Source organism: uncultured Dysgonomonas sp. (assembly GCF_900079725.1).
Classification (GTDB): Bacteria; Bacteroidota; Bacteroidia; order Bacteroidales; family Dysgonomonadaceae; genus Dysgonomonas.
The window spans coordinates 1,775,012-1,795,405 of sequence record NZ_LT599032.1; the positions used below are offsets into that span (position 1 = coordinate 1,775,012).

At 43.5% G+C, this 20,394-nt stretch carries 11 protein-coding genes; 3 read left to right on the forward strand and 8 right to left on the reverse strand.

Annotated features, from left to right (window positions below; genetic code table 11):
- Nucleotides 1-55 precede the first annotated feature (55 nt).
- Genes QZL88_RS07695 through QZL88_RS07705 form a run of 3 tightly spaced genes read left to right on the forward strand, consistent with a single transcriptional unit; the run spans nt 56 to nt 5,107 of the window.
- Nucleotides 56-2,725, forward strand: coding sequence for a beta-glucosidase (locus tag QZL88_RS07695; RefSeq protein WP_296939829.1), 2,670 nt, complete (start codon nt 56-58; stop codon nt 2,723-2,725).
- Nucleotides 2,722-4,119, forward strand: a complete 1,398-nt coding sequence (locus QZL88_RS07700) for a GDSL-type esterase/lipase family protein (protein ID WP_296939831.1) — start codon at nt 2,722-2,724, stop codon at nt 4,117-4,119. Before QZL88_RS07695 ends, QZL88_RS07700 begins: the two co-directional genes overlap by 4 nt.
- A gap of 22 nt (nt 4,120-4,141) precedes the next feature.
- A complete protein-coding gene (locus QZL88_RS07705; RefSeq protein ID WP_296939833.1) occupies nt 4,142-5,107 on the forward strand; it encodes a family 43 glycosylhydrolase in 966 nt (321 codons plus the stop codon).
- Nucleotides 5,108-5,203: 96 nt separating this feature from the next.
- On the opposite strand, the gene QZL88_RS07710 is transcribed toward QZL88_RS07705, so the two are convergent.
- The 8 genes from QZL88_RS07710 to QZL88_RS07745 form a co-directional block, all read right to left on the reverse strand.
- Nucleotides 5,204-5,656 (reverse strand): RpiB/LacA/LacB family sugar-phosphate isomerase, encoded by a 453-nt coding sequence (locus QZL88_RS07710; RefSeq protein ID WP_296939834.1) that lies wholly within the window; start codon nt 5,654-5,656, stop codon nt 5,204-5,206.
- Between the two features lie 131 nt (nt 5,657-5,787).
- On the reverse strand, nt 5,788-7,815 hold the full coding sequence (locus QZL88_RS07715; protein WP_296938709.1) for a transketolase: 2,028 nt from the start codon (nt 7,813-7,815) through the stop codon (nt 5,788-5,790).
- 676 nt (nt 7,816-8,491) lie between these two features.
- Nucleotides 8,492-10,456 carry an alpha-L-arabinofuranosidase C-terminal domain-containing protein gene (locus tag QZL88_RS07720; protein ID WP_296945040.1) on the reverse strand — a complete coding sequence of 655 codons (1,965 nt, stop codon included), beginning with the start codon at nt 10,454-10,456 and terminating at the stop codon, nt 8,492-8,494.
- Nucleotides 10,457-10,597: 141 nt separating this feature from the next.
- Complete coding sequence (locus QZL88_RS07725; protein ID WP_296939836.1) at nt 10,598-12,532, reverse strand: glycoside hydrolase family 97 protein; 1,935 nt, start codon at nt 12,530-12,532, stop codon at nt 10,598-10,600.
- A 17-nt stretch (nt 12,533-12,549) separates the two neighbouring features.
- Complete coding sequence (locus QZL88_RS07730) at nt 12,550-13,104, reverse strand: sugar O-acetyltransferase (RefSeq protein ID WP_296939840.1); 555 nt, start codon at nt 13,102-13,104, stop codon at nt 12,550-12,552.
- Nucleotides 13,105-13,318: 214 nt separating this feature from the next.
- On the reverse strand, nt 13,319-15,208 hold the full coding sequence (locus QZL88_RS07735; protein ID WP_296939842.1) for an arabinan endo-1,5-alpha-L-arabinosidase: 1,890 nt from the start codon (nt 15,206-15,208) through the stop codon (nt 13,319-13,321).
- A gap of 41 nt (nt 15,209-15,249) precedes the next feature.
- Nucleotides 15,250-17,043, reverse strand: a complete 1,794-nt coding sequence (locus QZL88_RS07740) for a RagB/SusD family nutrient uptake outer membrane protein (RefSeq protein ID WP_296939844.1) — start codon at nt 17,041-17,043, stop codon at nt 15,250-15,252.
- A gap of 115 nt (nt 17,044-17,158) precedes the next feature.
- Entirely contained in the window at nt 17,159-20,392 is a 3,234-nt protein-coding gene (locus tag QZL88_RS07745; RefSeq protein WP_296939845.1) for a TonB-dependent receptor, read from the reverse strand.
- Nucleotides 20,393-20,394: the final 2 nt, after the last annotated feature.

The following is a 20,394-nucleotide window of genomic DNA, read 5'->3' on the forward strand; positions in this document are numbered from 1 at the left end:
AAATATTTTTGATTTAAGAAAAACCGACTAAATATCCTTAATTAAAATTATATCCATGAAAAAGATGAATTACATCTGTGTCGCACTATTTTCGTTATTCCTCTGTGCAGGATGTTCAGACACGCCACGTTACAAAGATCCAAATGCATCTGTAGAAGACAGAGTAAACGACCTGCTCTCCCGAATGACATTGGAAGAAAAAGCTGCACAGCTCGATATGCTTTCAGCCAATGATATATTGGATGGTCCTGATAAACTTAAAGAAAAGGAGACCGCCTATTTTATCGATTCCATGTGCATCGGGTCTATACATGATTTCTATCCTAAAACAGCAGCGATAGCCAACGCAGTGCAAAAACGCGCAATTGAAAATTCCCGCTTAGGCATTCCGGTAATCTTCATAGAAGAAGCATTACACGGTTATCAAGGTGAGGGAGCAACTACATTCCCTACCCCGATAGGCAATTCATCCACATGGGACACGATACTAGTGAATAATATAGGAAAAGCTATTGCCGCAGAGGCCCGGGCACATGGCGTTCATTTCGTTTTGGGACCTAATCTCGATCTGGCACGCGATATCAGATGGGGACGTACCGAAGAAACATTCGGGGAAGACCCCTACCTCTCGTCACGTTACGCTGTCAGTCTGATAAAAGGAATGCAGGGAAACAGCCTGAAAGATAATAATACAGTAGTAGCCGAGCCGAAACACTTTGCCATACACGGTATTCCCGAAGGGGGAGTAAATACGTCACCGGTCTTTATCGGGGAACGTGAAGCCCGTTCCACTCATCTCTATGTATTCGAAAAAGCCGTTACCGAAGCTAAGGCAAAAGGGATTATGGCTGCCTATCACGAAAGGGATGGTGTGCCGGCTATTGCCGACCCGTGGCTGCTAAAAACCATATTGCGTGACGAATGGAAATTCGACGGATTCGTCGTATCAGACTTAGGCGCCATAGCCAAGCAATACAAAGACCACCATACTGCCGCGTCGGGAGAAGAAGCTATTATAAATGCGCTATCTGCCGGGTTGGACATGCAGTTTTATGATTATCCTCACGATGTATTTCAGAATACAGTTGTACAGGCTGTAAAAGACGGAAAACTAGCTGAAAAAGATCTGGACAGGGCAGTAGGAAGTATATTGAGGGTAAAATTCGAACTTGGACTTTTTGATAATCCATATACGGATGAATCGTTAATAGCGAAAGTATTTCATAGCGAAGAACATCAAAAACTGGCTCTTGAAGCCGCCCGAAAATCAATTGTATTACTGGAAAACAGAGAGAATATGCTCCCTCTAAAGAAAAATATAAAATCGGTAGCACTCGTAGGCAACTTAGCCAATGTATCTTCATTAGGAGGTTATTCTCCGGCCGGGGCAAAAGCTGTAACAGTATATCAGGCCCTGAAAAAAAGATTTGGAGACGATGTAAAGATCAATTTCGTAAACAGCGATATATCCGAGCGTTTCTCTAATATACCACCCAGCGCTTTAACGCCAAAATCAACTACAGATAAGAATGGTCTGGATACAGAATTCTTTAACAATATTGAGTTCAGTGGTAATCCTGTTTATAGTTCCGTCAATGATAATCTGTCTGTATACTGGCACAACCTGAGCCCTGCGCCGGGAGTAAATTCAGACAACTTTTCGGTACGTTGGAGCGGTTATATTACAGCACCTGTAACAGGCGAATATGAGTTCTACCTGAATGCGGATGATTATGCACGTGTTTATCTGAACAATGAACTGTTTATCGACTGCTGGGGCACCGATAAAGTAAAGCAAACCATCAACAAGAAAATAAATATGACAGCCGGGCAGCCGGTGTCTATACGATTGGAATATGCCGAGTTGGAGGATATTGCTTTTGTAAACCTTAGATGGAGAATGACACAGATTACTTCATCTTCGTTGTTCAAAGATGTTGCACAAGCATCGGCTGCTTCCGATGTCACTATTGTGGTAATCGGAGAAACCGATAGCGAAGTGGGAGAAAGCCGTGACAGGCAAAACCTGTACCCACATCAGGCAGATCTGGATATTATTAAAACTGCCAAACAAACCAACAAACCTGTAATAACCGTTATGCTTACAGGCCGCCCGCTAGTACTTACAGAAATAGCTGCAAATTCAAACGCTCTTCTTCAGGCATGGTATCCGGGCGAAGCGGGAGGAGACGCCATTGCTGACGTATTGTGGGGAGATTATAATCCTTCGGGAAAATTGTCGGTTAGCTTCCCTAAAGAACAGGGTACACTACCTATCTACTATTCGAAGAAGCCATCGGCCAGCCGTAGGTATGTGGACGGAAACGGTGACCCGCTGTACGAATTCGGTTATGGGCTCAGCTATACCAATTTCACCTACTCGGCTCTAAGCATACAACCCGAAAATCCGGGAACGACTGATAATATCACTGTTACTATCAACCTGAGAAATACAGGAAATGTAGATGGCTCAGAAGTAGTACAGCTATATATTAACGATAAGGTGAGCAGTGTAGCTACTCCTGTGAAGTTACTAAAAGGCTTTGCCAATGTATTCCTTAAAGCTGGAGAAAACAAGGTTGTAAAATTGGTTTTAACCCCAGAACATTTGTCTTTGATAAATGCTGAGATGAAACGCGTAGTAGAACCCGGAGAATTTGAAATAATGGTAGGAAGTTCATCTAAGAACATTCATTTGACTCAAACAATAACTGTTACAAAATGAAGCACTTTATCTGTCTCTTATTCTGTTTATTGATAACGGTTTCTACTCATGCACAAAAAAGAGTTGCATTTATAGGTGCCAGTATCACCGAAGGTGCCCGCACCACCGACCCTAAGAAAGATTCATATCCTGCACAATTAGGAAGTCTGCTCGGAAATGAATATGAGGTTCTCAATTTCGGTATTGGCAGCCGTACAATGTTGCGCAAAGGAGATTTTCCATATTGGGATACGGAGCAATACAGACAAGCCCTTAAAAGCAATCCTGATATTGTATTCATCGATTTAGGCGGAAATGATGCAAAATTACAGAACAGGATATATTTGAACGAAATGAAAGATGATTGTATAGATATGATCAGGTCTTTCAAAAATCTGCCGTCTGATCCGCGTGTGATATTGATGTTGCCTTTCGTTTCATTTGAGCCGGATACGACTCAAATATGGGATCCGGTACTGATAGACAGAATAATCCCCCGACTTCAACAGGCTGCCTATGAAGAAAATATCGAAGTATTGGATATGCATTCATTGCTTATCAATAGAAAAGACCTGATGCCGGATAATATACACCCGGAAGATGAAGGATCAGCCATAATAGCCAAAAGATTGTATGAACAAGTTGTACTAAAAAGGGATAAAGCTTTTGATATACTTGAAAATATAAAAGAGCCATATTCTATCAGCGATTTCAAAGGATATATCTGTGCAGACTTTAAAGTTAGAGGAAGAGAATGTAAAGTGGTAAAACCCAAAGAAGCCGCACCGGGCAAACCCTGGATTTGGCGCACCCGCTTCTGGGCACACGAACCTCAGACAGATATCGCATTACTCGAAAGAGGATACCATCTGGTTTATTGCGATGTGGCTGAGTTGATGGGGAATAAGGAAGCATTATCTATATGGTCGGACTTCTACAAGCTGCTTACCAAAGCGGGATTATCCAAGAAGAGTACGATGGAAGGTATGAGCCGTGGTGCTATGTACTCATTCTGCTGGGCAGCCGCCAATCCCGACAAAGTAAGTTGTGTGTATGTCGATAATCCTTTGCTCGATTGCCGCTATCTGGCCGACAGAGATGGGGACTTAGGAGAAATGACAAGGGATTTTATGGCCGCATACGGCCTGAAAACGAAGGATGATATCCGCAACTTCAAAGGTAGCCCTACAGATAAGGTAAAGGAAATAGTAAAAGGGAAATATCCTATACTTATACTCTGTGCCGATCAGGATGAAGCAGTCTCTCCTACCCAAACGATAACATTCGAAGATAAGATAAAAGCATTGGGCGGTGATATTACCGTAATGATGAAACACGGATTCAAACATCATCCGCATAGCTTCCCAAATCCTTCTCCAATAGTAGATTTTGTACTCAAAGCAACATATAAATAATAATATAACTAAGCTAAGAAAAATGAAAAGAACTCTTTTTACCTTGTGTATTCTCGTATTTGCACTATTGTCGACGAACATCTCCGGTCAGGAAAATCCGTTCATACAGCACATGTACACCGCTGATCCTTCGGCCCGTGTATGGGCAGACGGACGATTGTATGTCTATGCTTCGCACGATATAGCACCACCAAGAGGCTGCGACCTGATGGACCAATATCATGTATTTTCCACTGACGATATGATAAACTGGACAGACCATGGTGAGATACTTCGCTCCAGCCAAGTGCCTTGGGGCAGACCTGAGGGTGGTTTTATGTGGGCACCCGATTGTGTATATAAAGACGGGACATACTACTTCTACTTCCCGCATCCGAGCGAATCGGACTGGAGCAAAAGCTGGAAAATCGGTGTGGCCACAAGTAAGTACCCTGCGAAAGACTTTGTAGTACAAGGATATGTAAAGGGCATGGAATCACATATCGATCCAAATGTATTTATCGACGATGATGGACAAGCGTATATCTACCAAGGAGGTGGAGGCACTTGCTTCGGTGGTAAACTCAAAGACAATATGATGGAAGTAGATGGCAAGCTGCAAATTATGGAAGGTCTTTACGACTTTCACGAAGCAGCATGGGTACACAAACGCAATGGCATTTACTATCTGTCTTATTCAGACAACCACGATGACAACTGGAACGACGGAGTGAAAGGTGATAATAGGATGCGTTATGCAACCAGCAACAGTCCACTTGGCCCGTGGAAACATCAGGGTATATATATGGAACCTACAAACAGCTATACAAATCACGGATCGATAGTAGAATACAAAGGGCAATGGTATTCGTTCTACCACGATAGTTCACTATCTCTAAAAAATGGTGAGTTCAACGATTGGTTACGTTCTATCTGTGTTGATAAACTATACTATAACGAGGATGGTACCATCCAGATGGTGAAACAGACAAAAGAAGGCTGGAAATAATATATACATGTACCTCTCCTCACTATCGGTCAAAAATTAACAATCAATATACAATAAGAAAAGGCTGGATTGTCAATAATCCGGTCCTTTCTTTCTTCAGCAATTAACCTTATCAATCCTGCCCTGATGTCTCCCCCCTTCAAAGTCGGTATTGAAGAAGACTTCTATCATATCATATGCTTCTTTCTCTGTGATAAACCTGCCCGGCAGAGTCAGCACATTGGCATCGTTATGTAATCTTACCAGTTTGGCGATCTCCACGTTCCAGCAAAGGGCACTTCTTACATGCCTGTGATGGTTCAATGCCATGTTGATACCGTTGCCCGTACCGCAGATGGCAATGCCCTTGTCGCAGTCTCCGCTGTCGATAGCCTCTCCCAGCTTATGGCCGAAGTCGGGATAATCGACACTCTCCGTTCCATAGGTACCCAAGTCGGTATAAGGGATGCCCTGTTCCTTAAACAGGCTGATGATATATTCTTTCATCGGGTAGCCGGCATGGTCACTGGCCAATCCGATGGGTTTTGAGGGGATGGGAAATAAGCTCATGGGATAGTTATGAGTTATGATTGATGAATGATAAGTTGCAGGCTGCTTCATTCCACAACCTGCAACTGTTTATTCTGATTATTTTATTGTTAACTGATGACTGTTTACAGCTAACTGCTAACTGTTAACTGTCATTTCAGATATTCCTTCACCTGATTATATACATTCTCAGGAGTAAAGCCAAGCTTCTCGTCCAGTACCTTATAAGGGGCGGAGAATCCGAAGGAGTTCATACCCCAGATCTTACCTATATCGCCTACAAGACCCTGAAGGGTAACAGGAAGGCCTGCTGTAAGGCCGAACTTCCGCTTGTCCGCCGGAAGTACGCTTTGCTGGTAGGCTTCGCTTTGTGCACGGAACAGCCCTTCGGATGGTACCGATACGATACGTGTCTTGATGCCGTCTGCTTTCAGCAGCTTAGCCCCGTCTACAAGGGTTGAGACTTCCGAACCCGAAGCCAACAGGATAACATCGTAGTCCTCGTCTTCTTCTACTATGTAAGCTCCTTTTTCAGCCTGTAAGGCTTCTGTATAGCGGCTTGCCTTAGCAGGCAGGTCGTTGATGTTCTGCCGTGAGAAGATAAGGCCTGTCGGAGTGGTCTTGTTTTCCATGGCCATCTTCCATGCTACGGTAGCTTCCTGTACGTCGGCAGGACGGAGAACAAGCATCGAGTTGTGACCGTGGTGGTTCTGCAACTTCTCCATCAGGCGTATCTGGGCTTCCTGTTCCACCGGTTCGTGGGTAGGACCGTCTTCACCGACACGGAAGGCATCGTGTGTCCAGATAAACTTAACGGGTAGTTCCATCAGCGCCGCAAGGCGGATGGCAGGTTTCATATAGTCGGAGAATACAAAGAAGGTGGCGCAGGCTGCCGTGACTCCTCCGTGCAGGGTCATACCGATACACAGGCAAGCCATGGTAAGCTCCGATACGCCTGCCTGCAGGAAGGCTCCCGAGAAATCGCCTTTCTTCATGCTGTGGGTATGCTTGAGGAAACCATCGGTCTTGTCCGAGTTGGACAGGTCGGCTGAGGATACGATCATATTCTCTACCTGTTTGGCCAATACTCCCAGTACGGTAGCTGAGGCGGCACGGGTGGCCTGGTTCGGCTTCTGTTCGATGGCTGCCCAGTCTATTTGTGGTACATAGCCGTCGAACCACTGCTGCATCTTTTGTGCCAGCTCCGGGTTTTGTTTTGCCCAGGCTTCTTTGGCCGCATATTTCTTGGCTACGATCTCTGCCAGTTCGGCAGCACGTTTTTCGTAGAGTTCTTTGACTTCGGGGAAGATAACGAACGGATTTGTCGGATCTCCACCTAAGTTTTCGATGGTCTTCTCGTAAGAGGCTCCCGCTGCGCTTAACGGTTGTCCGTGTGTTTCTGTTTCGTCTTCGAAGCTGCTGCCGTCTGCTTTGACTGCTCCTTTTCCCATGATGGTCTTACCGATAATCAGGGTAGGGCGTTCTTTTTCCTGTTTGGCTTCTGTCAGGGCGGCACGGATCTCGGTGGCGTCGTTGCCTGTAATGGTAATCACACGCCAACCCCATGCTGTATATTTGGCGGCTACGTCTTCTTCGGTCACTTCGCGGGTCTTGGTAGACAGCTGGATACCGTTGGAGTCGTAGAACATGATCAGGTTGTCGAGTCCGAGGTGGCCTGCCGTACGGCCTGCTCCCTGTGAGATCTCTTCCTGTACGCCTCCGTCGGAGATAAAGGCATAGATGGTCTGATCCATGCAGTCACCGAAGCGTTGTTTGAGGAACTTGGCGGCGATGGCTGCTCCCACGGCAAAGGTATGCCCTTGTCCGAGCGGGCCGGAAGTGTTCTCGATACCACGCAGGATGTCTCTTTCGGGATGGCCCGGTGTTACGCTGCCCCACTGGCGGAAGCCCTGAAGGTCTTCCATACTGAACTTACCGGCTAGGGCTAGGGTGGAGTACAGCATCGGAGACATATGTCCCGGATCTAAGAAGAAACGGTCGCGGCCTTCCCACTGAGGATTCTTCGGGTCATAGACCAGAAATTCAGAAAAAAGCACATTGATAAAATCAGCGCCGCCCATGGCGCCTCCGGGATGGCCCGATTTGGCTTTCTCGACCATAGAGGCCGATAGGATGCGGATGTTGTCCGCGCTTCTGTTTAATAAATTGGTTGTGGTCATTGGGTATATTGTTTATGATTATTATAATTAATTCTGATTGAAAAGGTAACAAAGGTAACACAAAAAACAATTAAGAATGAAGAATGAAAAATTAATAATTTTTTCCCTCGTAACTTGTAACTGCCCGCAGGGCGCAGTAACTTGTAACTGTTAAAAAGTAACAAAGGTAACACATGTTTCAGTTTTTAGCCGTTAGCGTTGGCTATCGTATAAGTGACTTTACAGTAAACAGTATTCTCACACAAAGACACAAATTCCAGTTCATTATCATATTCACATTCATTAACCATATTTAGTTAAAACCTGACATATCTGACAGAATCTTCACCATTTTTATCTTGTTATTTTCACACTCGTTAACTATAAACAGTTAAAAGGTAACACAAAGAGCAATTAATAATTAAGAATGAAAAATTAATAATTAGCTTTTACCCTCTCTGTAGCCTCCCCTCGGGGAGAAACAACGTTCGACGGAACGAAGTGTAGTCAATGGAGGGGCCATCAATACTTCAAAGAACTAACAGCTATAGGCTAAAATACAATCGCTATTCTATATAGATAAATTTGCAAAAAAATATTCAATCCCAAATTTAGTACAAATAAAAGAATCCAAATATTATTTTCCGTCAAAGCAGAGAATATATTCGGATTCTTTCAAAATAATCTGATTATTGATTTACAGTTTTATCTTATATACACCGAATGACTGTCCCTGAGTCTGTATATTCAGTATATTTCCTTCGATTACAGCTGTTGTTTTCTCGGGAATAATATTCGATGGAGTATCGAGAGTATTAATCGCTTTCAAGTTATTATTCTTTATGACGATACAATCACCAACTGTGAATGTCGCATTCTTTTTAGTTCCGGTCAACGTAACTTTTACATTTTTCACCTCAGTACTTGTATTTGCCACTTTCACAACATAGCAGTTTTGATCTTTATCATAAACCGCAGAAGCATAAAGGTTTTCCTGACCAGTGACAGCCTTTTTATCAGGCCACAACAAAGTCATTGTATTTGTACCTTTATTCTGTGCATAAATCTGTTGTACATAATAGTTCGGAGTTTTCATCATCCGCAGATTATCAAACCAGATCATATCCGGACACCATTGCCATGCATCCACATGAGCAAAAAGAGGCGCATAAGTACACATATGTACAATATCGGCATTGCGTTCCAACCCGGTCATAAATGCAGCTTCGGACAGGGCAGAAAGGAAATTGTTCTGCTTCCCTGTTGAATGGTCATGTGATGCGTATTCTCCGGCAAATACAGCCGGGCCTTTACGGTCATAATTATCGTAACGAGCAGCATTTTTATAGAACCAATCCGGTTCTTTATAATAATGTTCGTCCACCAAATCCACTTTAAGACGTTTCATTTCAGGCCACAGATAATCAAATTGCTTTCCGTCAGCTGAAGGGCCTGAACTGCCTACTATCTTCATATCAGGATATTTCGCACGAATTTCTTTCACGAATGGAGCCAGATGTTCAGGATATTCTTCCCCCCATTGCTCATTACCGATACCTATAAATTTGAGGTTGAAAGGTTCGGGATGCCCCATATCGGCGCGTACTTTTCCCCAGGTCGAAGTTACAGGGCCGTTTGCAAACTCAATCAGGTCTAATGCGTCCTGAATGTATGGTGCTAAATCGCTTACAGGCACATGTGCATGTTGATCTTCGTTCTGAAACTGACATGCCAGCCCGCAGCTCAATACAGGCAACGGTTCTGCTCCCATATCTTCCGACAATAAGAAATACTCATAGAAGCCCAATCCGTAACTCTGATAATAGTCAGGGAAGAAACGGTGAGTAAATGTATAATGCCAACGGTTTTCATTTACCGGACGGTTTTCAACCGGGCCTATAGTTTTTTTCCAGTCGTAGCGAGTATCGAGATCCGTACCTTCAACGATACATCCACCCGGAAAACGGAATATACCCGGAGTAATATCTGTCAGCGCTTGAGCCAGATCTTTTCTCAAGCCGTTTTCACGGCCTTTATACGTGTCGGTAGGAAATAATGAAACATGATCTATAGCGATTGAACCCTTAGATGTAAAGAATATGCGCAAACGCCCTTTCTCCTCTGTCGCCTTAGCTGTTAGTATCACCTGATGCTTTTGCCAATCAGACGAGTTTATAACCAATTCTTGACTACCTATCACCTCATCTTTAGGGTTGATAAATTCGACACGAATTTTCTGATCTTCCGTCGTATTCACTTTCTTTGCCCATACTGAGAAACGATAAGTCGCATCTTTCTTAAAGCCCATCCCACGGAAACCTTCGTTCTCTATCCCTGTATGCTTATGTGCATGTCCGGGGTTGGACAGAACCAGATAATTCGGATTTTTATCAAAAGGAGGATTATCTTTTCTTACTTCCACTTTTCCGAAAGTATACCAGCCCATAAGCTCTTGCGGAAAATCGAAAGACCTGTTCTTCACCAACTCCGCATACAACCCACCATCGGCTCCGAAGTTTATATCTTCGAAGAAAAGACCGTACATGGTAGACTGAATAGGTGCTCCCACTTTTTTCGTGTCTAATGTAAATTCATAGGTCTGCTGTGCTACAGCCGACTGACCGAAAGCCAGTAATGAGGCCAGGCCTAAAACTTTATACATTTTTTTCATATTTCAACAATTAGGATCCCTCCTAGTCTCCCCAAAGGGGAGGAACCTGGTAGAGTATATGTTTCTTTAAAATTATTAATTCGTTTATTTTTCTATAACTTAAAGTCCCCCTCCGGGGGAATAGGGGGCTTACTAAAATACTATTACAAACCCACCATTCGGTTGAATTTCGACGTTTAATTTCCCGCTATTCAATGATACTTGTTTTTGACTGAAAGTACGGTTAGTGTCACCGTCGGTAATCATTGTTCCTTCTTTTGAGATATTCAGTTTCGACAAATCCAATTCCAATGTTTTCACTGCTGTTTCGGCATTAATACCTGCTATATACCATTTATCTCCTGCCTTGCGGGCAAACACTGCATATTTAGCAGGGAAACCGTCTATAAACTTTATATCATCCCATGCTCTTGGCACATTCTTCATATACTCCTGTACATAATCCGGTTGCTTCTCCATACTTTCAGGTATTTCGACATAATGCTGAATACCCGATTGGAAAAGAACAGTCAATGCAATTTCGAATCCGTTGGATGTACGACGCTGTATATTCGGTATCTCTCCAAAGCAAACAGGAGTAAAGTCCATAGGGCCAACTACATTTCGAGCAAAAACGGCTGTCGCACAATGTTGCGGAGCAAGATCGGCGGTTTCCTGAGAGAAAGTTATAAACTCGAAGCCTTTAATAGACTCCAGTGTCATCAGGTTAGGGAATGTGCGGCTCCAGCCACGAGGCACAGTAGTACCATGGAAGTTGAGCATCAGTTTATAATCTGCAGCATCCTGCATCATATCATAGTAATACTGGATAGCCGAAGGACCATCGCCCGGCCAGAAATCAACTTTAAGACCGGCAATACCCATCTTACTCACCTTTTCGAATTCGGCTCTGCGAGCCTCTCTTGTCAATAATGCATTCTTCGGGGTTTGATACGTTGTGTTCCAATCTCCTGCCGAATTATACCACAAAAGAAGTTTTACATTCTTAGTCTTAGCATAATCTATAAGCTCTTGTATTTTTTCGTAACCAATCACCGTATCCCAAAGTCCATCTACCAGAACATATTCCCATGTCATTTTAGCTGCATAATCGATATATTGTTTCTGGCGATCGTAATTAACAGACGGGTCTTTTTCTACACCCCAGCTCCATGCTACAATGCCCGGTTTTACAAAGCTTGCATCTTTCACGCGACTTGGTTCGGAAACGTCTGTTACCATCGAACTTTCTATTATGTCATTCAACTGCCCCAGCATAATTACACGCCATGGTGAACGTAACGGCAATTTAGAAATTGGAGTTACCGGGTCGGTAGGTTTCACAGTCTCTCCCTGTTGCGGAAATTCGATAAAATATTCTCCCTCAGGGCTATGTTGAGCCAGGCGTGTACCACAATATGAAGGGTCTAATCCGGCTTCGGAAAGCAATACCCATGTTTCGCCCGTATTATATAAAGCGGGGAAACTCCATCCTGCTTTTTTAGGGGCTTCTGTTCCTACAGGAATATCTGTAATATAATTATCTTCATAGCTTGGACATGTTTGCGCCCAGCAGTTTTTCACATCGTCGTGCGGATGCAACCATGCCTTAGTTGTTGTTGCAAAGCGGAACGATGTATTCTCTTTCTCTATGGTCTTTTCATCGGTAGATGTTTCATCAAAGGCATAGCGGAAAGCAACACCATTGTCTCCGATATGGAAAGTGATAGTCATTTCTTTTCCTTCCGGATTTTTCACTTTCACATCCCATTCATTTGCCTTAAAGCTATTGCTTTGTCTTTTCTCGGCAGGAGTAACATAAGTCTCCTGAACACTACGTTTAGCCCCGACACTTACAATCTCCAGAGAAGAAAAATCTGCATCGCTTCTTACCAATCCTAAGACTGACGGTTCGATTGCAGTTACGCCATCTTTCTTTATGGTATATTTCAACACTTTTGCAGAATCCTGATTCAATTCTACAGTTATCTTTCCATCAGGACTAGTTAATGCATCTTGCGTTGAAGAACATGACACCAACAATCCGATAATAAAGAGAGAAAACAATCCCCCTAATACTTTTTTCATGGTAATTAATTTATTATTTATTGATTCAGCTTTTTTATAACTCTGGCAGGGTTGCCTACAGCCAAACTGTCGGCGGGAATATCTTTAGTCACTACAGCTCCTGCTCCTATCACCGAACGATCACCGATTGTTACACCGGGACAAATAGTAGAATGTCCGCCTATCCAACAATCTTTTCCTATAACTATAGGTTTACATACTTCCCATTGTTTGCGATCTTCAATATCGAGTGGATGACAGGCCGTGTATATATGTACTCCGGGCGCGATTAACGTATTGGCTCCTATCTTCACTGTTCCACCATCAAGAATGACGGCGCCGGTGTTGATGAAAACATTCTCTTCGGCATATATAAATTCACCATAGTCACAGAAGAAAGGAGGTTCAAGATGGAGGTCTTTTGCCGAATTAGGACACAGTTCGTTTATCACCTCCTGAAATTTATCGGTATAATATTCCGTCACATTCAACTTGTGAAGTATCGGCTTTATCTTCGCTCGATGCCCGATCATCTCTTCTCCATGAGCCCAATAAGGCTCTCCGGCAGCCATTTTCTCCTTCTCTGTTTTCATTTATATATCAGCGATTAGTTTAGATCTCCTTGAAACACTATATAAGTGTACCAAATACACTTGCAAGATAGAAAATAAGTGTTATCAAATACACTTATTTAGACATGTTATAAAACATATTATTTCTTACAAATCTGGTTATCAGCTATGCTTAAAAGCCAAAACTGCTTTATTACTAATTAGCAATAAAGCAGTTTTGCCATAAGATTGAGAATTACTTGGTCTTTTTACCCCAGTAAGTTTTAAAATTACCTCCATAAGCAGCATAAACTATAGTATGCGTTCTGGGATTGGCTTCCCAATCCACTTCACGTTGCAGATATAATTCTACACCATTCACTGTCAGTACCTGTTTATCGGCATCGTAGCTCCATGAAGCATCTTTCCATGTACCTTCCGAAACGGTATGTTCTGCCGTCAAGGTCATTACAGACGATTCCTTTTGTTTTCCGTAACTATATGACAAATCGATATGTTCCCAGTTACCGACCAATTCTTCTTCAGTAATAGCGACTTGCGGTACAGCCCCATAACGTTCCGGCATAACTAAAGGCCACCCGTCTTTTGTCCAGCGAATACTGCGGACATGTCCCATCATAATATAATTATCTACACTTTCAGGTAAACGTCCCTGTGAGGAGTAGAACCAGTTGCCACTTCCATCGTTAAATATAGCACAGTGTGCAATACCAACCCAACCGTTGCTGTTAGCAAACTTATACGGATGAGTAACCACAGGAAGCATGTCTCCGCCCGTAGTTACATTCGTACCATCAATGCCTAGATATGGTCCTGTAATACTCTTCGAACGCGCTACGCGGGTATTATAAGGAACGCCTAATGCATCATAGGCTACAAACAGATAATAATAACCTGTTTCGGGATTGTAAACCACTTCCGGGCCTTCACTCGCCTGCCAGCGATTTCCGGCCTGACGTGTAAATATCAATTGTCCGTATTCGGCAGGGGCACTGGTACCTGCCCACGGAACGCCCAAACTTTGTTTTGGCATGCCATCTGCCGCATTCAGTTCCATAGCTACAATACCACTGTGCCACGAACCGTAGATAAGCCAGTGTGCTCCCTCAGGAGTAACTATATATGAAGGGTCGATAGCGTTCCATTTGTAGTAACAGTTAGCCCAGTCGTCTGCCCGCACATTAAAGTTAAGTCCTTTATCCGAAGCATTGGTAACTACATATCCTTTGTCTACCCAGCCATCATTATTCGCCGGATCGGTGTTTTCCATCATACCGATAAAGGCGCGTTCGCCCCAAGTACCTTCGCCGTTAAGCAGCCCCGGGCAAATAATCGAGTAATACATGCGATACAAATCGTCATTCACCTTATGTACACTAGGCGCCCAATATCCGAACTCACTCTCGCTGGTACTGGTAGTTTCTCCCAACCCCATCTCTTTACGGATTTCATTCAATTCAGGAATAACCCACTGCGGTAGTTCTTTCATCGTTCCGCCGAGATATTCCCAATACACAAGGTCTTTGGAACGGCGGGCATGAAAATGTCCATGTCCGGCATGCGCATTTCCGTATGAAGCGTCTGTCTGGTACATATAATAATAACCGTCTTTGGCCAACACCACCGAAGGATCATGTACATTGGCCAGATTCCACTGGCTACGGCTGTCCCAGGCGGCGATACTTGCATAATTATCTGCATAGGCAGGTGCCTTATATTGAGCCAATTGTTCTTCTAAAGAGCCTTCGCCAGTCAACACCTCTATTTCGGACGAATAAGCTACTCCCCCGTTATAAATACTTACAAAGGCGCGTACATAATAGGTAGTATTTCCTTGTAAACCTGTAAGTGTAGCGGTAAAAGATTCATTGCCCGTAGCAACAACCGTTGCATCATAAATATTCGGATTGGCTTTAGTACTATAGCAAAAACCACGCTTAGATAATATTACCCCTTTTGCAGAAGACAATGTAGCCTGCAACTGTGCCGACGAATAGGTTATTTCCGAAACAACAGGTGTTTCTATAATTACGCCTTGTTCTCCAAAATCCTTATCATCGTCGCTGCACGCCCCAAGAAGGAGCGAGCAGATAACTAATAAGCTAAACCATTTATAGTGTTTCATACATTTTTCATTTTTAAAGTTCTTAACCTCAACATATCCTTCTATTCAGATGCCACAGATAGTTCCCAACCCGGATTTTGTCTAAGATTCGGAGCCTTCTTCACTTCTGCATCAGGCAACGGGAAGTAATAATTTTTGGGGCTGTTGAATGCGCGGGTAGGATGTTTCTGAGCTCCTCCGTATGTGTAAACGGTTGAAAGTTCAGGAGTAACTGTTACACCATAAATATTATACACCTGCTTGTAACGAGGTAAACTTTTTTCGCTACTGATAGTCTGATTTGCAAACAACTTCCAGCGACGTTCGTCAAAGAAACGGTGATCTTCGAAACAAAATTCTACACGGCGTTCATTACGGATACGTTCGCGAAGCTGTTCCTTTGTCATGCCCTTATAAGGCGGCATACCTACACGGGCACGCACCTGATTTACATACTGGTAAGCCTGATCGGGACCAGAAGCCTCATTAATCGCTTCGGCTGCATTCAACAAAATTTCAGCATAACGGAAGATAGGACAGGCATGGTTGTATGTAGAAGGGCTTTTGAACGACATATTGTTCAGGAACTTCTTTGTATAATATCCGGTCAGTGTGCCCCCATGCAACTGCTGATAGTCTTTTCCGTCAGGGTATGATACATCTACAGCGCGTTGCTCTTCCTGCAAAGGATCGCCCCAGATGGACCCGTTGTGCAGAATGGTCTGCTCCAGACGCGGGTCACGGTTCGCATACGGATTCTGGTCATTATAAGTAGGGTCCTGGTCGATTGGCAGGCCATTGATGGTTTCATAGCTATCTACCAGATTCTGGGTCGGATTGGTGCGCCCTGTAGAACTTGCTGTACCGCTGAAACCGCAAGGAGCAAGAAACAACTCTATCTGATAGGTATTCCATACCGAACGAGTCAGCATATACTCGTCATTATAGTATGGAGTAGTTACAAAGCACTCATAATAATTCTTATTGGGATTATTATCACTTGTAGTATACAATTTGTAACGATTGCTATGTTTTGCATTTTCTGTAATTAAATCCAATGCCGCTGTCGCAGCTTCCTGCCAGTATTCAGTCTTGTTATCGGGATTGTGGAGTGCAGAAGCCCTGTACAATAAAGCTCTTGATTTTAAAGCATAAGCGGCAGCTCCATTTACACGCCCCCAGTTTTCATCTTCGTTGCTATAACGGTATGGCAACTGATTTTTCACAGCATCACACTCATCGGCAATCCATTTCAAAGCATCAGCACTACTTGTGCGCGGACGGTTCATGGCCTCTGTGTCACTTGGGTCAAATACGATAGGTATTCCATTCTCATCATTACCGATAACCGGCACATCGCCAAACCAGCAGGCGATGTCGAAATGGAAGATAGCACGAAGCAGGCGGGCCTCAGCGATATTACGATCGTACAGATGATTATCGTCTCCTGTTTTTTCCGAATTGCCAATCACTGACGAGCGGGCATTCTTCATAAACTGGTTTGCCGCGCGGATACCTTTAAAATTCTTCGGCCAGAAATCCTTGGCAAACGGGTGATCTGCCGCCGAGTAACTGTCGGTAAGCACACTATGATAATAATGTACATCCCAGAAAGACAACGAATTATCCGTCATGCAGTCACGTGACGCAGCCAGAAATTGTCCATTATTATATCCGGCAAAGGCATCGGGCAAATAAGTATAAATATTTGCCAGGAAACCCCGCGTATTCTCAAAGCTACTGAATACCTGTTCGTCCGATAAGGACAAATCCACTTCTTTGCTCAGATAATCACTACATGAATGATTACTTAATAGCAACAGTACTGTGGTTATATATATTGCAATCTTTTTCATTTTATATTCCTTGTTTATTCTTGAATTAAGGTCTCAGACCTTTTTATTGCTTTTGCATGTATAATAGCAACAATATAGTATGTCTGAAAACAATGCTTTAAATATTTCACCTTACTTAGAAGCCAATGTTTATACCAAATGAGAACGAACGGGTTTTCGGATACCACCAGCAATAGCTCATCGGCTTTTCCGGATCCAGGCCTTTTGGCAAATGGCTCCAGGTATATAGATTGTACCCGCTAAAATAGATACGGCATTTAGTAAGGTTAGCCTTGGCTATAAGCTTCTTAGGGAGGGAATAGCCAACTTCGATATTCCGTAACGATAAGTAGTCTCCATTCACGATCCAGATATCATTCTGATATGTGCCTGTACTACGGTCGCTGTCAATAGCATTGAAACCTCCATAAGTAGGACGCGGGTAAGTAGCATTGATGTTACGGGAATCGGTAGGATCATCGTTATAATACCCCCAAGCCTTGGTTACTTCGTGAGTACCCATGTTACTCCATCCCGAATAGCTGACAGCAGGAGACAGGAATACTGAACGATTCAGGTAAGCAGTGAGTATGGCACGGGCATCGAATCCGGCATATTCAAACCCGAAAGTCATAGATGGGGTCAGTTCGGGAATGATAGTATAAGTATCGGGCACCATATCATTAGAGTCAATCTGACGGTCGCCGTTCAAATCCTTAAACACTGCCGTACCTAATTGTTGAGAACCATTCGAAGCTGTATTGTACGGATATTTATGCGGATTATCTATAGCATCCTGCTGACTGGTTGCAATCAGATTAGGATCGCTAGCCCAACTATCGAATTTATAAATATTCCAACCTCCGACACTTCCGTTGAATGGTATTTCGTAGAGGTCGGCAACCGATGTATAATCACGGATACGGTCACCTGTTTTGCGCTGCCAAGCCACATTCGGTTCTGTTTCATCCATTTCGGTAATCTTATTGGTATTGTAGGACAACATACCTTCGATAAAGTAATTCACCTTACCTATATTACCACGATGACCGAGGGACAATTCCAGACCTTTAGATTCAACTTTTCCGTAAGAATCCTGAGCCACTGCCACTCCCACTATACTAGGAATAGTAGAACGGTCTATCAGTATATTCGAACGCCACTCTTTGAATGCATCAAACGACCCGTAAAGCTTCTTATTCCAGAAGTCGAAGTCTAAACCCACATTTAGCATTTCCGAAAGTTCCCACTTGTTGTTATTGCTACCTGCCAGACTTTCATAAATACCACTGATGCTAGAACTGGAAGTACCAAAGTTATAACCTGTACCTGAACCATAAGTGCTCTGATATGGATAACGATTGGCTCCTGTAGTAGACTGGCCGGATGTACCATATGACGCACGAAGTTTGAGTAAATTAATATTCTTGTTTTTCAGCCATGATTCTTCCGAGGCTACCCAACCGATGGATGTTCCCCAGAAAGTACCCCAACGGTCGTCAGGAGCAAAATTGTCACAACCCATATAGGAAAGGTTACCTGAGAAAATATACCTGCTGTCATACACATAAGTAGCCTGTCCGTTGTACGACATGAAACGATTGGAGGACTGATTGGCATAGTTGGTACTCTCGATCCGGTTCACTGCATTCTGATAGGTACGGAAGAATGCCCGGGCTCCCACATTGTGTTTACCAAAAGTCTTATCGTAAGAGAACCCTGCATTGAAATTGAGATTGTAATAGTTGCCGCGTTCGTTAGCCGTCGGATCTGACAATGCCGAGTAAGAGGTCATTTGAGACAATTTAAATTCAGACGGGTCGGTAACCAAAGGATTTGAATAATCATAATAATAAGAGTTGATACTATTGTGCTGCGTAGATTCAAATACATCGTAAGCATCGAAACTCACCATTGCATTTGCTTTCAGACCGGGAACCAATTCTCCCAGGTCGCCTGTCACATTCACGGTCGAATACAGGTTACGGCGACGGTTCTTTTCCTGACCTGATGAAGCTAATAATCGCGCCGGGTTATTAGCCGTATTAGATGAATATATTTGTCCGCCCGGAGTATATACCGGCTCCATCGGATTGGCTTCCACCGCACCGAAGGTCACCAGGCTGAATACACCTGTTGTCGGTTGCGTAATATTATCGATACGTCCCCCTAAATCCAATGATACGTTCAAATACTTGTTCACATCAATGTCCAGATTCGAACGGAGGTTATAACGGTTCAATGTATGAGACGTATTGTAACCTTCGTTATAATTCGTCCATTTGTCATTCCACATTCCCTCCTGACGAAGGTAAGAGAATGAAACGTAATAACGCGCACGGGCGTTACCGCCACTGATCTGCATATTGGTCTTATACAGCGGGGCTGTTTCACGATATAGTTCTTCAAACCAGTTTGTATTGAAATACTTATACTGGTCGACACCTGTCAGCTTTTCACCTGATGATACACGGCGATACATCTCTACCTGAGCATCTGTATACATAGGGTCAAGACCATCGAGGTATCTCACCTGATTGCGGGTGAGCGCCATATTATAAGAATTCTGAGTTTCAAATTTATTGCTCAGCATCTGAAATCCTATTTCCTGTGTAAAGTCGATCTTTGTCTTTCCGGCAGCACCACGTTTGGTAGTTACCATAATCACACCATTAGCTCCACGCATACCGTAAATGGCTGTCGCTGCCGCATCTTTCAAGACGGTGATATTCTCGATAGGGAATGCATCCAGAAACGAAAGGTCACGTTCCACATTATCTACAATTACCAGCGGACTGCGGGCATTCTTATTCATCGTACGCAAACCACGGACATACATAGTGGTTTCTGTCCATCCCGGCTCACTGGACCATTCGTAGGTTTGCACTCCGGAAAGAGTAGAAGTAAAAGCATTCTGAAGTACTGAAATAGGGTGCTTCTGTAACTCTTCTCCGGTCACTACCGAGGTGGCTTCTGTCATAAATTTCTTCGGTTTACGTCCGAAAGGAACCGGCATGGTATGCAAAAATTCATCTAAATCAGGTTCCATCATGATTTGGAAAGCACCGCTAAATTCGGCTGTACCGGTAGCATTCTTATAACCGACACTGCTAACACACAACTCGTCGTCCAGTTTTACATTCTTCAGACTGAAATACCCATCTTCATCGGAAAGTGCTATGCGGCTCTGCTCCGCCACATTTACCACAGCTCCGGCAATAGGTTTGCCTTCGGAATCCACAATACGGCCTTTCAATACTTGTTCTTCTTGTGCCCAAATGTTGCAGGTTACGAATATGAAGACTCCCATCAACAGGAATTTACTTATCCCTGCCAACTTGTTTTTTATATTATTTATGCTTGTATACATAT

What these genes read in the sequence shown, in the direction of transcription:
- QZL88_RS07695 (WP_296939829.1), top strand. Translation starts at nt 56, where the DNA reads ATGAAAAAGATGAATTACATCTGTGTCGCACTATTTTCGTTATTCCTC.
- QZL88_RS07700 (WP_296939831.1), top strand. Translation starts at nt 2,722, where the DNA reads ATGAAGCACTTTATCTGTCTCTTATTCTGTTTATTGATAACGGTTTCT.
- QZL88_RS07705 (WP_296939833.1), top strand. Translation starts at nt 4,142, where the DNA reads ATGAAAAGAACTCTTTTTACCTTGTGTATTCTCGTATTTGCACTATTG.
- QZL88_RS07710 (WP_296939834.1), bottom strand. Translation starts at nt 5,656, where the DNA reads ATGAGCTTATTTCCCATCCCCTCAAAACCCATCGGATTGGCCAGTGAC.
- QZL88_RS07715 (WP_296938709.1), bottom strand. Translation starts at nt 7,815, where the DNA reads ATGACCACAACCAATTTATTAAACAGAAGCGCGGACAACATCCGCATC.
- QZL88_RS07720 (WP_296945040.1), bottom strand. Translation starts at nt 10,456, where the DNA reads ATGTATAAAGTTTTAGGCCTGGCCTCATTACTGGCTTTCGGTCAGTCG.
- QZL88_RS07725 (WP_296939836.1), bottom strand. Translation starts at nt 12,532, where the DNA reads ATGAAAAAAGTATTAGGGGGATTGTTTTCTCTCTTTATTATCGGATTG.
- QZL88_RS07730 (WP_296939840.1), bottom strand. Translation starts at nt 13,104, where the DNA reads ATGAAAACAGAGAAGGAGAAAATGGCTGCCGGAGAGCCTTATTGGGCT.
- QZL88_RS07735 (WP_296939842.1), bottom strand. Translation starts at nt 15,208, where the DNA reads ATGAAACACTATAAATGGTTTAGCTTATTAGTTATCTGCTCGCTCCTT.
- QZL88_RS07740 (WP_296939844.1), bottom strand. Translation starts at nt 17,043, where the DNA reads ATGAAAAAGATTGCAATATATATAACCACAGTACTGTTGCTATTAAGT.
- QZL88_RS07745 (WP_296939845.1), bottom strand. Translation starts at nt 20,392, where the DNA reads ATGTATACAAGCATAAATAATATAAAAAACAAGTTGGCAGGGATAAGT.